Below are 16,268 nucleotides of genomic sequence, written 5' to 3'. Positions count from 1 at the left end.
GTCGCCATCAATTTCATAGATTTCATCACCCATATATATTGCATCATTTGGGCATTCTGGCTCACAAACATCGCAGTTAATACATTCATCTGTAATTAGTAAAGACATTCTTATTTCCTAGTAGTAAAGCAATTATAAATTAAGTGATATTTTACCGTATTGTTACCCTTATTTTTATTGTGTTTTGCGGTATCATCAATGGCTTTATTTATCGATTAAAAATCTCATTATGTTGCGTCTTTTCACTCTGTTTTTTGCCATGCTAATTTCACTTTCTTCACCAGCAAAATTAGAGGAAGGGCTATATGCAAATCTACACACCAATCAAGGCGATATACTTGTACAGCTTGAATTCGAAAAAACGCCTTTAACCGTCATTAACTTTGTTGGTTTAGCTGAAGGTAGTAAAAATTCCAACATCCAAACAGGCAAGCCTTTTTATGATGGTCTAAAATTTCACCGAGTTATTGATAATTTTATGATCCAAGGTGGCGATCCTAAAGGCAATGGTACTGGTGGTCCTGGCTATCAATTTAATGATGAAATTACTGATCTAAGTCATGATCAAGGCGGCATTTTATCAATGGCCAACTCAGGCCCTAACACTAATGGATCTCAGTTTTTTATCACCCATAGAGCCACAGATTGGTTAGATGGAAAGCACACTGTTTTTGGCCATGTAGTTGAAGGCATGGATGTGGTTAACAGCATCAAACAAGGAGACTTTATCCGTAAAGTCAAGATTCTTAGAATAGGGGAGAATGCGCAAGACTTTAACACTGACGAAGCAGCTTTTAATGCAGCAAACGCCGAATACGCCAACAAGGAAATGCAAAAAATTGCTGATAAAAAAGCCAAATTTAAAAAATTTGTCAAAGCAAACTATGTCAATGCAGTAATAACCAATAAAGGTCATTTTGTTGAAATCAACCAATCAGGTACAGGAGAAAAGCCCAACAAAGGCGACCTAGTTAAAGTTAATTTAACAATCGATCTAGATGATGGCACCAATATGAGAGAGGCGAACGAGCCCTTGCCATTTGCGGCAGGATCTGGCACTATTATTAGTATTATTGATACTTCGGTGCTAGACATGAGCGTTGGCGAAAAACGCACGCTAATCGCACCTTATTATCAAATTTACGGTGATAGTGAACGAGGTGGTTTATCAGCAGATACCATTCTAATTTTTAAATTAGAATTGCTTTCTATTAATGATATTGAGTAATTTTTTATGTTTTTAGAATTAATCAGCTTTTTAACTCAATTCAACTCTGGATTTGAGGTTCTTAATTATCTGACACTTAGAGCTGTCTTTGCAATGCTAGCGTCGCTACTCATCAGTTTAGCATTGGGCCACTACTTTATCGCTAAATTACACCAATACCAAATTGGACAAGTAGTTAGAACAGATGGTCCAAAGTCGCATTTAGCTAAATCAGGCACACCAACCATGGGTGGTGTAATGATTCTTTTTTCATTTATTGCTAGCTCCCTTATTTGGGCAGATTGGTCAAACATGTATTTATGGATTGTTCTAAGCACTGCGGTTATTTTTGGTGGCATTGGCTTTATGGATGACTATTTAAAAATCAAACACAAGTCTTCTGCTGGATTAAGCTCTCGTAAAAAAATCCTAGGTCAGTCTCTTGGCGCGATTGCAATTGGCTCTTGGATTGTATTGGCAATAGATAGTCCAATGCAAACAGAGCTGCTGATTCCATTTGTAAAAGATATCACTGTTCCACTAGGTATTATTGGATTTTTAATACTGACATACTTAGTCATTGTTGGCTCTTCGAATGCTGTCAATTTAACTGATGGATTAGACGGTTTAGCCATTATGCCAGTCATTCTTATTTCCAGCGCACTGGCTTTATTTGCTTATATCAGTGGTAACTACACATTTTCAACCTATCTTAATATGCCATTCATGCTTGGCACAGGTGAATTGTTTGTTGTTTGTGCCGCCCTAGTGGGTAGCGGTCTAGGATTTTTATGGTTTAATACCTATCCTGCTGAAATTTTCATGGGTGATGTTGGCTCGTTGGCTTTAGGTGCTATTTTGGCTGTTATTGCTATCCTACTAAGGCAGGAAATATTATTGTTTATTATGGGTGGTGTATTTGTCGCTGAGACACTCTCGGTTATTATTCAAGTAGCCTACTACAAGCGCACAAAAAAACGGTTTTTCCTCATGGCGCCGATTCACCATCATTTTGAGAAAAAAGGTATTTCTGAGCCAAAAATTATTGTTCGGTTTTGGATGATTACTTTAATCTTAGTACTGGTAAGCCTTGCTTCAATCAAGATACGTTAAAATATGCAAATGAATAAATGGGATCAACGCTATCTTGCGCTTGCAAAAGAAGTTTCTACTTGGTCAAAAGACCCGTCAACTCAAGTTGGCGCTGTGACTGTTGGCAGCAAGAAAGAGGTTTTATCTCAGGGTTTTAACGGATTTCCTCGTGGCATTAATGACAGTGATGAACGCTACAATGATCGTGATACGAAATACAAACTAGTTGTTCATGCAGAAATGAATGCGATTTACAATGCCACCTACTCTGGCACCTCTCTTGATGGTGCAACCCTATATGTCTATGGCTTGCCAATTTGTTCAGAATGTGCCAAAGGCATTATTCAAGTTGGCATCAAAAAGGTCGTGGTCGAAAAATCTAAAGAATTGGATAATTGGAACGAAAGCGTGCAATTATCCAAAGCAATGTTTGATGAAGCAAACGTTGAATTAATCATAAAAAACGATAATTAAATATGTCTGAAGTTTCAAAGCGTCGCACTTTTGCGATTATTTCACATCCGGATGCAGGTAAGACCACTGTTACCGAAAAGCTACTTTTATATGCAGGTGCAATTAAAACTGCTGGTAGTGTTAAGGCGCGAAAATCAAGCGCACATGCTACATCTGACTGGATGGAAATGGAGAAAGAAAGAGGTATTTCGATTACTTCTTCTATCATGCAGTTTGATTATGACAATCATGTGATTAATCTGCTTGACACGCCAGGACACGAAGACTTCTCTGAAGACACGTATCGCACGTTAACTGCAGTGGATTCCGCATTAATGGTGATTGACGTTGCCAAGGGTGTGGAAATGCGCACCATTAAACTAATGGAAGTTTGTCGCCTACGTGACACCCCTATTCTTACCTTTATCAATAAACTTGATCGTGAAGGTAAAGAGCCCATCGATTTAATGGATGAAGTAGAAACAGTTCTTAATATTGAGTGCGCACCAATTACTTGGCCGATTGGCATGGGTAAGCGCTTTAAGGGTGTTGTACATTTACTTGAAGATAAAGTTTATTTGTATGAAGCTGGTAAGAATTCAGAGATTGGTGAAAACATCATTATTGATGGTATCAACAATCCGGAGCTTGATGATATATTGGGTACTGATATTGCACAAGAGATGCGTGATGAAGTAGAGTTAATTACAGAAACCACCACACCCTTTGACTTAGAGGCATTTTTAAGTGGTAAGCAAACGCCCGTATTTTTTGGCTCAGCTATTTCAAACTTTGGTATTCAAAACTTACTTGATGGTTTTATTGAGTATGCACCAACGCCCAAAAACAGACAATCTGACATACGTGAAGTCAAGCCTGATGAAACCAAACTGACCGGCTTTGTTTTTAAGATTCAAGCCAACATGGATCCAAAACATCATGACCGTCTAGCGTTTATGCGCATTGTAAGCGGTGAGTATAAAAAAGGCATGAAGGTCTTGCAGGTAGCTACTGGCAAACAAATCAAAATTGCCAATGCAGTTACCTTTATGTCGCGTGAACGCACTAGCAGCGAAGTGGCTTATGCGGGTGATGTAATCGGCATCCATAACCATGGTGGCATTAGTATTGGTGATACTTTTACTCAAGGCGAAAAACTAACTTTCCAAGGTATTCCGAACTTTGCCCCAGAGCTATTCCGTCGTGCACAACTTAAAGATCCTTTAAAGGCTAAAGCGCTTCAAAAAGGCTTGGACCAATTATCAGAAGAAGGTGCAACTCAAGTATTTAGACCGATTATTAATAGTTCGCAAATCCTAGGTGCCGTGGGTATTTTGCAGTTTGATGTTGTGGCACACCGACTAAAGTATGAATACGGAGTTGATTGTCAGTTTGAAACCATCGCAGTAGCGACTGCACGCTGGGTAACAGGTGATGACAAAGATATTGAGCAACTTAAAGCTAAAGCAGGAAATAATGTTGCTATTGATTCTGCCGGAATGTTGACTTATCTAGCGCCCTCTACGGTTAATCTACAACTAACTATGGAGCGCCATCCAAACTTAATTTTCTCCGCCACAAGAGAGCATTAATTATTTAGCTGTAAACGCCCAAATGGCTAGTATTGTTGCCACTATAAAGCCTAGATAAGAGATACTCATAGTTAGCGATTGATCGTTAATAACAACCATCCAATCGTTAATAATCCTTATTAGATGTGCGAATGCAATAATGGAAAAAATTAATCCTGATATGACTATATAGTTTTTCATATTAACTCCGATTGATTTTATAGCTTGCTTGGTGAAAAAAAAGCCTTGAGCTAATATTTAGTTCAAGGCTTTTGTTTGGTAATCAATATAGGCTGTATTTTATTCTTCGCTAGCTTGCTCTTCACCTTCTGCATCTTTGTCTTCAGTTTCAGCAATTTTAGCAACCGAGACTAACTTTTCACCTTTAGAGATATTAATCAAGGTTACACCTTGAGTGTTACGACCAATAATTGAAACATCGGCAGCTCGCGCTCGAACCAATGTACCTTTATTAGAGATTAGCATCATTTCATCTTCGTCAGTCACTTGAATAGCACCGACAACTTTGCCATTTCGATCAGATGTTTTAATAGAGATAACGCCAGAGCCACCACGAGCCTGCACTCGATACTCTTCAAGATCTGTACGTTTGCCATAGCCTTTTTCAGTTGCCGTCAGGATTGGACTCGAATCGTCAGCAATAATAGCTGATACAATTTCATCATCAGCAAGCTTCATACCACGAACACCAATTGCCGTTCTACCCACTGCACGTACATCTGATTCTTTAAATCTAATGGACTTGCCGTTTGCTGAAAATAGCATAATGTCATTATTGCCTGAAGTGATATCTACACCGACCAACTTATCGCCATCACGCAGTTCAATGGCAATAATGCCGCCTTTTCTTGGGCGGGCAAAATTAGTTAACGAAGTCTTCTTACAGGTACCGCTACTAGTGACCATAAATACAAATTGCTCATCAGTAAATTTAGATACTGGCAGAATAGCATTAATCACTTCATCTTTTTCGAGTGGTAGTAAGTTAATAATTGGCTTGCCTTTAGCTGTTCGAGATGCCATTGGTAACTCATATACTTTAAGCCAATGCACCTTACCGGTAGATGAAAAACACAACACAGTATCGTGTGAATTTGCGACAAATAATTGATCAACAAAATCTTCATCTTTCATTTTTGTTGCCGCCTTGCCCTTGCCACCACGACGCTGAGCCTGGTAATCACTCAGTGATTGGGCTTTAACATAACCACTGTGCGACAAGGTTACCACACGATCTTCTTGGGCAATAAGATCTTCTAATGTTAAATCGATCTTATGTTCAATAATTTCTGTCTTTCTTGCATCGGCAAAGTTATCACGAATTTCAATAAGCTCATCTCGAATGACTTGCATTAAGCGCTCTGGATTTTGCAAGATATCAAGCAAGTATTTAATACGCTCTAATAGTTCATTAAATTCAGCAAATATTTTATCTTTTTCAAGTCCAGTTAAACGGTGAAGTTTTAGATCTAGAATTGCTTGTGCTTGTTTATCTGAAAGTTGATAATCGCCTGACACCTGCAACCCTAATTCCGCAGGTAAATCTTCTGGCTTGAACATGGCCATATCACGATCACCAATCAGCTCTTTAATGACTGATCCTTGCCACGTTTTGGCCACTAAAGAAGCTTTAGCTTCTGTAGGATTTGGCGCTGCTTTAATCAACTCAATTATTTCATCAATATTGTGCAATGCAACCGACAAACCTTCTAATAGATGTGCTCTATTTCTAGCCTTGTTAAGATCAAAGATAGAGCGACGTGTCACCACATCTCGTCTGTGAGAAATAAACGCTTCCAATATACCTTTAAGCGTCATCAATTTAGGCATGCCTCGGTCAATCGCCACCATATTGATACCAAACACCGTTTGCATTTCTGTCAGTTTGTATAAATTATTGAGCATCACTTCGGGCACTTCGCCTCGGCGCAGTTCAATAACCATGCGCATGCCATCTTTGTCAGATTCATCTCTAAGACCGGTAATACCATCCACACGTTTGTCTTTAACCAACTCAGCAATCTTACCAATTAGTTTGGCTTTATTCACTTGATATGGCAATTCTGTCACAACAATACTTTGCTTATCCTCACCTTCAACATGTGACACTGAGCGTAGGTATATTTTTCCCTTGCCAGTTTCGTAAGCTTGACGAATTCCGCTAGCGCCATTAATAATGCCGGCTGTTGGAAAATCAGGACCTGGCATCACTGTTAGTAATTCATCAATAGTGACATCTTCGTTATCGATGGTTTTAAGACATGCTTCAACCACTTCGCCTAAATTATGTGGCGGTATGTTTGTTGCCATACCAACTGCAATACCTGATGACCCGTTTACTAACAAATTTGGTACACGTGTTGGCAATACACTAGGCTCAGACTCTGAGCCGTCGTAGTTCTCGTTAAAATCAACCGTATCTTTCTCAAGATCTCGTAACAATTCATGAGATAGCTTAGTCATACGAATTTCTGTATAACGCATTGCTGCAGCAGAATCACCATCTACAGAACCAAAGTTACCTTGACCATCAACTAGGATATTGCGCATTGAGAACGGTTGCGCCATACGAACGATCGTATCGTACACAGCCGTATCACCATGTGGATGATACTTACCAATCACATCACCAACAATACGGGCGGATTTTTTGTAAGCTTTATTGTAATCGTTTCCTAAAACATTCATCGCGTATAACACGCGACGGTGAACCGGCTTGAGACCATCTCGCACATCAGGTAATGCACGCCCAACAATAACACTCATGGCGTATTCCAAGTAGGAATCACGCATTTCATCTTCAATAGTAACTATCGGGTAATTAGGCTCAAAATCCTCAGGATTTTCAGTGTTGATTGTGTCGTCTGACATACAAAAAATGGCTTAATAAAATTAACTTTTATTGTACCCTAAACCATCAAATTTACACAGTAAAAATGCGTAAATAACAGGCGTATTTCAGAAAAAAAATAACAGCGTAAATTTCTTTGAAATCAAAGATTTAAGTGTTTTTTGAACGGACCGCTTGGGCTAATTTTCTCAGTAAGTCTTCTGTGTCTTGAAAATTAATACAACTATCAGTAATACTGACTCCATATTCAAGAGATTCTAGTGGCCCAACTGCTTGATTACCTTCGTTGATATTTGACTCAATCATCACCCCAAAAATTTGATCAGATTCAGTTGCAATCTGTGTTGCAATATCATCACCCACTTTCAGCTGGTTTTTGAATTTCTTTTCACTGTTTGCGTGCGAGAAGTCCACCATAATACGATGATTTAAGCCTTCAGCTGCCAGTTGGTCAGAAGCGCTTTTAACATGTGATTCTGAGTAATTTGGACCATCAGCGCCACCCCGTAGAATAATATGGGTACTTTGGTTACCTGAAGACGTATAGTGACTAACACCGCCTTCTTTATTGACAGATAATAAATGATGTGGACTGCAAGCAGATTTAATAGCGTCAATAGCAACTCTAAGTGAGCCTGTGGTTCCGTTTTTAAATCCTACAGGACATGACAAGGCAGATGCTAATTCACGATGAGACTGACTTTCAGTTGTTCGCGCTCCAATTGCACCCCATGAAATAAGATCAGAAATATATTGTGGTGTGATTAAATCAAGATACTCAACCGCAACTGGCATATTAAGATCAGCAATATCTGTTAATAGATGACGTGCAATTTTAAGGCCTTTATCAATATTAAAACTTTCATCCAAATCTGGATCGTTAATCAAACCCTTCCAGCCAATTGTTGTGCGTGGCTTTTCAAAATAGACACGCATAACAATAAACAGATCCTGTTTTAGTTCATCTCGCAATTCAGCTAATTTTTGCGCATAATCACGTGCAGCGTTAGAATCATGAATTGAACACGGGCCAACAATCACCATTAAACGCTGATCTTCGCCAGTTAAAATATTGGCGATAGTTTCACGTGCCTGAAAAATACTTGCAGAGCCTTGTTCGCTTAGTGGAAATTTATCCATTAGCTCATTAGGTGCCATAATTGGAGCACTTGAGGTGATTCTTAAATTGTTAGTGTTGTATTTCATGGATTGGGCGATTCTTTACTTTTGATTCTCAATTAATGCATAAGCTGAATGATTATGAATAGATTCAAAGTTTTCAGATTCAAGACGGTAATAACTAATATTTTCATTGGCATTTAATTCTACGGCAATATCACGTACTAAATCTTCTACAAAAGCAGGATTTTCATACGCTCTTTCCGTGACTACTTTTTCATCTTCACGCTTTAGAATTGCATACAACTCGCAAGAAGCCTTCTTCTCAGCTAAGTCAATTAAATCTTCAAGATAAAGTGTTTTTCCAGCCGCCGCCTTAGCTTTAATTGTAATATGAGAACGTTGGTTGTGTGCACCATACTTAGAAATACTCTTAGAACATGGGCAAAGACTGGTGACTGGAACAACAACTTTCATCATTACTTCTGATTTACCATTGTCTAAAGATCCATATAGACTCACTTGATAATCCATCATTGACTCAACACCTGAAGAAGGCGCCTTCTTTTTCCTAAAGAAAGGAAAATCAAGAATAATGTGAGCTGTTTCAGACTCTAGTCGATCACGTACCTTGGTGATGATATTACTAAAATTACCACTATCAAATTCACACGGGCCTTCGTTTAGAATTTGAATAAAACGAGACATATGCGTACCTTTAACATTTTCTGGCAAGGTAACTGTCATGGTAAAATTACCCACCGTTGGCGACTTATTACCGTCACGATCCACATAAGTGATTGGATGAGAAATATCTTTAATACCAACTCTATCAATAACGATTTGGCGTGTATCTAAATTGTTTTGTGTATCTGGTAAATCACATGATTTCATGATTAGTCCTCCGAATAAGTGACAGACGCTCTTAAAGTTTCCCAAATGGTTACTTCTTTTACTCGAACATCTTTAGTGTTAATTAATTTACCCACTTCTTCATAGAAATATTTCGCAATATTTTCAGCAGTAGGATTGAGTTGGTCAAAAGGAGATACATCATTTAAATATTGATGATCCAGTCTTTTTACAACTACTTTAGTTTGGTTTTTAATTTCTCTGAAATCAATTGCCATGCCAATACCGTCAAGCACTTTTGAGGCGACAAGAACTTCCACTTGCCAATTATGGCCATGGAGACGGGAACAATCTCCCGGATAATCTCTCAAGGAGTGTGCTGATGCAAAATCTGTAACAATTTTTAGGACGAACATTTTCGGAAAAATTGGGTAAAGCTGTAATTATACCTTTGCTAGAGTAATAATTACACCCTGAATCGTGGCGTGATTATTATTCCACTGCCTCAATTGAATTGACACCCTGATAACCTTTTGGTAACAAGTTTCCGCGACGAGCTCTAGAGCCTATATAGTTGGTTAAATCTTGGAATTTAATTGTTAAATGGCGCTTTCCAGCATAAACCCTAAGATTTTGAGTTTCTAATAGGACACAGATACTAACAACAAATTCTTCTCGATTTTTTATGTCATTTGCTGGAATTTGAATTAATTTATTACCCTTTCCCTTTGATAAAACAGGTAATTCTGTAACAGAGAAAACCAATAAACGACCACGATTAGTAACCACAGCAACAAATTGATTATCTAAATTATCAATATTAATAATTTTCATCACCTTGGAGCCACTCGGCAATGTCAGCGAAGCTTTGCCGGCTTTCTTTTTAGATAGTAAATCACCGATTGTAGCAATAAAGCCATAGCCTGCATCTGAAGCAAGGAGGATATGTTGGATATCCTCACCCATCACCACGTCAACAAACTCAGCACTCACTGGAGGCGCTAGTCGACCCGTTAGCGGCTCACCTTGTCCTCTAGCACTTGGCAGTGAGTTGGCCAATAAAGAATACGACCGACCTGTTGAATCAATAAAGATTGCATTTTTATTGCTACGCCCCTGTACACTGGTTAAATAATTATCACCAGATTTATAATTTAGAGTAGTAGGATCAATGTCGTGACCTTTAGCACTTCGAACCCAGCCTTTATCACTTAATACGACAGTCACATTTTCTGCAGGAACCAAATCATCCTCATTGAATGCTTGCGCACTACTTACGTCAGTTGCAATATTAGAACGACGCTTATCGCCAAAACGCTCAATAATAGCTTTGAGCTCTTTTTTTATATAAGTTTTAAGACGCGCATCACTTGATAATAACAATTCTAGCTTTTCTTTTTCAGCTGCTAGCTCTTCTTGTTCGGATTGAATTTTTACTTCTTCAAGCTTGGCAAGATGTCGCAATTTAAGCTCTAAAATAGCTTCAGCCTGGATTTCGCTAAGCTTAAAATGTGACATCAACAGTGGTTTAGGCTTATCGTTTTCTCGAATAATCGCAATGACTTCATCAATATTTAAAAAGGCGATTAACAAGCCTTCTAAAATATGCAAGCGTGCTAGAATTTTATCTAAACGAAAATTAAGTCGCTTGGTTACAATCTGAGTTCTATAAGTTAACCATTCCTTTAACATAGGCACTAACGGCTTAACTTGCGGCTTACCATCAAGGCCAATCACGTTCATGTTGACACGATAATTTTTTTCTAAATCTGTCGTAGCAAATAAATGCAGCATTAAACTATCGGCATCCACTCGATTTGATCGAGGCACGATAACAATTCTTGTCGGATTCTCATGGTCAGACTCATCACGAATATCATCAACTAATGGCAGCTTTTTAGCACGCATTTGACTAGCAATTTGAGCAATTACTTTAGATCCTGATGTTTGGAATGGCAGTGTTTCAATAACAATGTCGCCCTCTTCTTTTTCATAAGTAGCACGCATTTTTACTGAACCATGGCCAGTCTCATAGATTTGCCTTATATCTTTTTCATTTGAAACAATATTAGCATTGGTCGGATAATCAGGCGCTGGAATGATTTGCATAATCTCATCTAAATCACTCGAAGGCTTATCGAGCAATTGAATACAAGCATTGACCACTTCTGTTAAATTATGCGGCGGAACATCTGTTGCCATGCCTACGGCAATACCTGAGGTGCCGTTAAGCAATAAGTTTGGCACTTGCGCTGGTAGGTTTTTAGGCTCTTGTAAAGAGCCGTCAAAATTATCTTCCCAGGTAGCAGTGCCTTGGTTTATTTCAGACAGGAGTAAATCTGCATAACGAGAAAGCTTGCTCTCGGTATAACGCATGGCTGCAAATGATTTTGGATCATCGGGTGCACCCCAATTTCCTTGGCCATCAATAAATGGATAGCGATAAGAAAACGGCTGTGCCATAAGTACCATGGCTTCGTAACAAGCGCTATCACCATGTGGATGGAACTTACCTAAAACATCGCCCACCGTACGTGCTGACTTTTTAAATTTAGCAGTTGATTTCAGACCTAATTCGCTCATCGCATAGATGATACGTCGCTGCACAGGTTTTAGACCATCACCTACAAACGGTAGTGCGCGATCAAGAATGACGTACATTGAATAATCAAGATAAGCGCGCTCAGAAAACTCTGCGACACTTTGCTGCTCAAGACCAATTTGGCTCATTTTCCCCCTGGAATAACGATTTTTTAAGTAATAAAAAACCTTAAGTTTTGAGCTATTTTAATGCAACTTTTAAACGAAAAAAGTTAAATTATACAAAGTCTTCGGTTGTGATACATGAACAGAATAAATTACGATCGCCATAGACATTGTCAATACGTTTAACTGGTGGGAAGTATTTATTAGCTACCAAAGTATCAACTGGGTATAAAGCCTCTTGTCGTGTATAAGGGTAAGCCCACTCTCCAGACATTTCATGCGCCGTATGCGGTGCATTTTTAAGTGGATTATTATCTTTCTCCCACTCGCCAGAAATGACTTTTTGAATTTCATCATGAATACTCACCATAGCTGTGATAAAGCGATCAATTTCACGCTTTGATTCACTTTCAGTTGGCTCGATCATTAGGGTGCCTGCTACTGGGAATGACATGGTTGGAGAGTGAAAGCCATAATCCATCAGGCGCTTGGCGATATCCTCTTCAGAAATACCACTTTGTTCTTTTAAAGGGCGAATATCGATAATACACTCATGTGCAACCATTCCTTGATCACCACGATATAAAATTGGGAAACTGTCCTTTAACGAATCTGCAATATAGTTAGCGCTCACAATAGCCACCTCGGTAGATCTTTGCATGCCGTATTTACCAAGAAGCTTGATATAACTCCAAGAAATTGGCAAGATTGAAGCAGAGCCATACATTGCAGCAGACACTGCATTAGAATCTTTATCTAATGGATTACCTGGTAAAAAATCAGCCAAATGTGCTTTAACGCCGATTGGACCCATACCTGGACCACCACCACCATGTGGAATAGCAAACGTCTTGTGTAAGTTAATGTGTGATACATCCGCACCAAACTCGCCCATTCTAGTGACACCAACCATTGCATTAAGGTTAGCACCATCAAGATAAACCTGGCCACCAGCAGCATGAATAATGTCACAAATTTGTTTAATTTCAACTTCAAAAACACCATGTGTCGATGGGTATGTCACCATAATGGCTGACAAATTATCAGCATGTTTTTCTGTTTTAGCCTTCAAATCATCAATATCAATATTGCCAGATTCATCGCATTTAACAATAACAACTTTCATTCCAGCCATAACCGCACTCGCTGGATTGGTTCCATGTGCCGAAGAAGGAATTAAACAAATGTTACGATGTGAATCGCCACGAGAATCATGATAAGCATGAATGGCCAAAAGGCCTGCAAACTCACCTTGAGAGCCTGCATTTGGCTGTAAAGATACTGCGTCATACCCTGTAACTTCGCATAAGTCATGCTCTAAATCTCTAAACAACTGTTGATAGCCTAGCGTCTGATTTTCAGGTGCATAAGGGTGTAATTTTGAAAATCCTGGCAAGCTAATTGGATACATTTGTGTTGCAGCATTTAGCTTCATGGTGCATGAACCTAAAGCGATCATTGAATGATTAAGTGCAATATCTTTATTTTCTAGACGCTTCAAATAACGCATCATTTCAGTTTCTGAATGATATTGACTGAACACAGGGTGTGTTAAATATTCAGAATCACGCATTATTTCAGTCGCTAAAATACTATCTGTTGAAACTAACTCGCTCACTGAGAACACGCCTAACAATGCTAATAATTCCGATTCAGTTGTTGTTTCATCAACCGAGATGCTTAATTGTGTAGCGCTTAATAAACGGATATTAATACCGACTTGTTGCGCACTATCAAATAATGCTTGGGCCTTCTCGGTATTAATGGTGATTGTATCAAAAAATTGATCAGCAGCTAACTCAAACCCTGCTGACTTAAGGCTTGTTGCCAAACTGCTTGCTTTCACATGCACCTTCGTTGCAATCTTCTTTAAACCAGCTGCACCATGATAGACACCATAGGCGGCAGCTAATACTGCTAATAACACCTGGGCAGTGCAAATATTACTGGTGGCCTTATCACGGCGAATGTGCTGCTCTCGAGTTTGTAACGACATACGCATTGCTGGATTACCCAGAGCATCTTGTGAGACACCAATAATGCGCCCTGGCACCATGCGCTTAAACTCATCACGCGTTGCCAAGAAAGCAGCGTGCGGACCACCAAATCCCATTAGCACACCAAAACGCTGTGAATTACCAACAGCAATATCGGCACCCATTTCAGCTGGTGTTTTAATTAATGCTAACGCTAGAACATCACATGCAACAATGGTTAAAACACCCTTGTCTTTAGCGTTAGTGATGTCAGCCGTTAAATCACGAACCTCGCCATTAGTGCCTGGAGATTGTAATAACGCTGCAAAACAGTCATTAAAGTCATGGTTTTGAATATCTTCAATAACCAGTTCAATATCTAGCGGCTTAGCTCTAGTTTGTAGAATGGTAATCGTTTGTGCGTTGGTGTTACTGTCAATCAAAAATCGATTTGATTTATTTTTACGATTAGCACGCTTAGCCATCATCATGGCTTCAGCACAAGCAGTTGGTTCATCAAGTAACGATGCATTGGAGATATCCATACCTGTTAGATCAATGATCATTTGTTGGAAATTAAGTAACATCTCCAAACGACCTTGAGAAATTTCTGCCTGGTATGGCGTATATGCAGTGTACCAGCCTGGATTTTCTAAAATATTACGCTGAATAACTGTTGGCATTAAGGTGCCGTAGTAGCCTTGGCCAATAAAGTTGGTTGCCAATATATTCTCACTGGCAAGCTTGGTTGCAAGCTCAAGACTGTCACGCTCTGTTAAGCCCTCTTCAACTGCCATACGGTTGCCAAATAAAATAGAATTTGGCACGGTTTTGGCAACTACCTCATCCACTGTTTCACAGTTGATAGCTGTTAACATAGCGCTAATATCTTCAGCACTTGGGCCAATATGTCTGTCTAGGAATTCGTTACTCATTACTCGATTACAATCAGATAAATTTAAGCCGTGAATTTTAACTTATCTGCACATTGTTTGACCAACAGATAATGTTATAAAAAACAAGGTTTTATCTATTAGCCTGGTGGCCAAGAAAGGGGGCGACCGCCTAAACAGTGCAGATGGACATGATAGACCGTTTGTCCACCCTGCTCATTGCAATTCATCACTACCCGATAGCCTTCATCTGCAAAACCCATCTGTTTAGCAATCTTGCTGGCAGTTAGTGTTAGCTTGCCAATCAATGTAGCATCGTTAGCATCATTCAAAGTAGCAATATGCTGTTTAGGAATAACTAGAAAATGATGTGGCGCCTGTGCACCAATATCATGAAATGCATAAACATCTTCATCTTCATAAATCTTCTTTGAAGGAATTTCACCTGCAATAATTTTACAAAATAAACAATCAGACATAAATAAAAAACCCTGTAATTAGAATCAATGTTGGCAGTTAACAAGAACTGTTTTTTAAACACTTTGTTAATTACTAAAACACGATAAAACAACGCATGAAAAATACTACAAATTTTAACGATATTGTCTTAAATACCACCAACCGAACACTTTTTTAGCTATATGCATGAGGCGACAATTTGGCAACATCAAGCCACCCTTAAGAGTACGAGAAACATACATACCCTTATTGTTCGAGTCAACAATACACATCAATTCAATTTTGAAAGTGTGGCTAGAAGCTTGACCATCTAAATTGTCTAGTGCATTTTTTGCCGCAGCTTCCGCCTGCAAATCAGCCATATGTGCTTGTTTTGGCATCCACTCCGGACCTGAAAATGAACCCGAATCACCTGCGACAAAAACTTTGTCCACGCCCTCAACCTCACAGAATTTATTAGCCTTCAACATACCGCCTTCACTACGTGTTAAATTGGTGTTATCAAACCAAGTGTTACCAGTCATGCCTGGCATAAATAAAATTAAGTCTGCAGCAAACTCTCCACCTTCAGTAATAACTTTTTCAGCTGTAAATTGCTTCATCTTATGACCAAGATGAGTCGTAATATTACGTTTTTTCATTTCTGTCAGTAAACCTTTAACAGCCTTTTCACCTAAACGAGCACCGGGCTTTGGTGCGGGAGTAAAGAACGTCAAATTAAACTTATCGCGCCTACCTTCTGCACGAAGCTGAGTATCTAATCCGAATAAGAATTCAAACATAGGTCCGCCACGCATAGCGCTAGGCTCTTTAGGGTTGCCACTAAAACCAATGGCAATATCGCCACCCTCCATAGCATTAACACGATCACGAATGGCCTCAGCACTACTCATGCCTTCACAAGGGGTGATTGCATGTTCAATGCCAGGTAATTTTTTAATGAATCTGCCACCTGACGCAATAATTAACGCATCATTTTGATAAGTACCAATAGGTGTCACTACTGAACGACCTTGATTTTCTAAACCCGTCACTTCACTAACAATATGCACAACATTCATGCGCTTA

14 protein-coding genes are annotated in these 16,268 nt (G+C 39.1%); 4 read left to right on the top strand and 10 right to left on the bottom strand.

Annotated elements, in window-relative coordinates; all coding sequences use genetic code 11:
* Positions 1 to 108: 4Fe-4S binding protein (locus P8M52_RS01925; protein WP_300306544.1), on the bottom strand; the 108-nt coding region annotated here is incomplete at its 3' end.
* Between the two features lie 151 nt (positions 109 to 259).
* On the opposite strand from P8M52_RS01925, the gene P8M52_RS01920 reads away from it, so the two are divergent.
* From P8M52_RS01920 to P8M52_RS01905, 4 genes are read left to right on the top strand one after another with little or no spacing between them, the layout of a single operon-like run.
* The gene (locus P8M52_RS01920) at positions 260 to 1,228 is read left to right on the top strand and encodes a peptidylprolyl isomerase (protein ID WP_300306541.1); all 969 of its coding nucleotides are present in this window, start codon (positions 260 to 262) and stop codon (positions 1,226 to 1,228) included.
* A gap of 6 nt (positions 1,229 to 1,234) precedes the next feature.
* Entirely contained in the window at positions 1,235 to 2,320 is a 1,086-nt protein-coding gene (mraY, locus tag P8M52_RS01915; protein WP_300306538.1) for a phospho-N-acetylmuramoyl-pentapeptide-transferase, read from the top strand.
* 9 nt (positions 2,321 to 2,329) lie between these two features.
* Positions 2,330 to 2,773 (top strand): dCMP deaminase family protein, encoded by a 444-nt coding sequence (locus P8M52_RS01910; RefSeq protein WP_300306535.1) that lies wholly within the window; start codon positions 2,330 to 2,332, stop codon positions 2,771 to 2,773.
* 2 nt (positions 2,774 to 2,775) lie between these two features.
* The gene (locus P8M52_RS01905) at positions 2,776 to 4,344 is read left to right on the top strand and encodes a peptide chain release factor 3 (RefSeq protein ID WP_300306532.1); all 1,569 of its coding nucleotides are present in this window, start codon (positions 2,776 to 2,778) and stop codon (positions 4,342 to 4,344) included.
* On the opposite strand, the gene P8M52_RS01900 is transcribed toward P8M52_RS01905, so the two are convergent.
* The 9 genes from P8M52_RS01900 to P8M52_RS01860 all read right to left on the bottom strand — a co-directional run.
* Positions 4,345 to 4,524, bottom strand: coding sequence for a hypothetical protein (locus P8M52_RS01900; protein WP_300306529.1), 180 nt, complete (start codon positions 4,522 to 4,524; stop codon positions 4,345 to 4,347). It lies immediately after the preceding gene.
* A 99-nt stretch (positions 4,525 to 4,623) separates the two neighbouring features.
* Entirely contained in the window at positions 4,624 to 7,215 is a 2,592-nt protein-coding gene (gyrA, locus tag P8M52_RS01895) for a DNA gyrase subunit A (RefSeq protein ID WP_300306526.1), read from the bottom strand.
* 130 nt (positions 7,216 to 7,345) lie between these two features.
* Positions 7,346 to 8,401 (bottom strand): 3-deoxy-7-phosphoheptulonate synthase, encoded by a 1,056-nt coding sequence (locus P8M52_RS01890; RefSeq protein WP_300306523.1) that lies wholly within the window; start codon positions 8,399 to 8,401, stop codon positions 7,346 to 7,348.
* A 15-nt stretch (positions 8,402 to 8,416) separates the two neighbouring features.
* Positions 8,417 to 9,208 (bottom strand): GTP cyclohydrolase FolE2, encoded by a 792-nt coding sequence (gene folE2 / locus P8M52_RS01885; protein WP_300306520.1) that lies wholly within the window; start codon positions 9,206 to 9,208, stop codon positions 8,417 to 8,419.
* A gap of 2 nt (positions 9,209 to 9,210) precedes the next feature.
* On the bottom strand, positions 9,211 to 9,582 hold the full coding sequence (gene queD / locus P8M52_RS01880; protein ID WP_300306517.1) for a 6-carboxytetrahydropterin synthase QueD: 372 nt from the start codon (positions 9,580 to 9,582) through the stop codon (positions 9,211 to 9,213).
* Positions 9,583 to 9,658: 76 nt separating this feature from the next.
* Positions 9,659 to 11,896, bottom strand: a complete 2,238-nt coding sequence (parC, locus tag P8M52_RS01875; protein WP_300306514.1) for a DNA topoisomerase IV subunit A — start codon at positions 11,894 to 11,896, stop codon at positions 9,659 to 9,661.
* 88 nt (positions 11,897 to 11,984) lie between these two features.
* On the bottom strand, positions 11,985 to 14,783 hold the full coding sequence (gcvP, locus tag P8M52_RS01870) for an aminomethyl-transferring glycine dehydrogenase (protein ID WP_300306511.1): 2,799 nt from the start codon (positions 14,781 to 14,783) through the stop codon (positions 11,985 to 11,987).
* 98 nt (positions 14,784 to 14,881) lie between these two features.
* The gene (locus tag P8M52_RS01865; RefSeq protein WP_300306508.1) at positions 14,882 to 15,220 is read right to left on the bottom strand and encodes a histidine triad nucleotide-binding protein; all 339 of its coding nucleotides are present in this window, start codon (positions 15,218 to 15,220) and stop codon (positions 14,882 to 14,884) included.
* Positions 15,221 to 15,334: 114 nt separating this feature from the next.
* The coding region (locus tag P8M52_RS01860) for an FAD-dependent oxidoreductase (protein WP_300306505.1) at positions 15,335 to 16,268 on the bottom strand (934 nt) is incomplete at its 5' end.

Origin of the sequence: Candidatus Thioglobus sp. (assembly GCF_029243085.1) — a bacterium.
In the GTDB taxonomy this organism is placed as follows: Bacteria; Pseudomonadota; Gammaproteobacteria; order PS1; family Pseudothioglobaceae; genus Thioglobus_A.
Note: the sequence above shows the minus strand (reverse complement) of the source record. Positions and strands in the feature narration are given on the sequence as shown.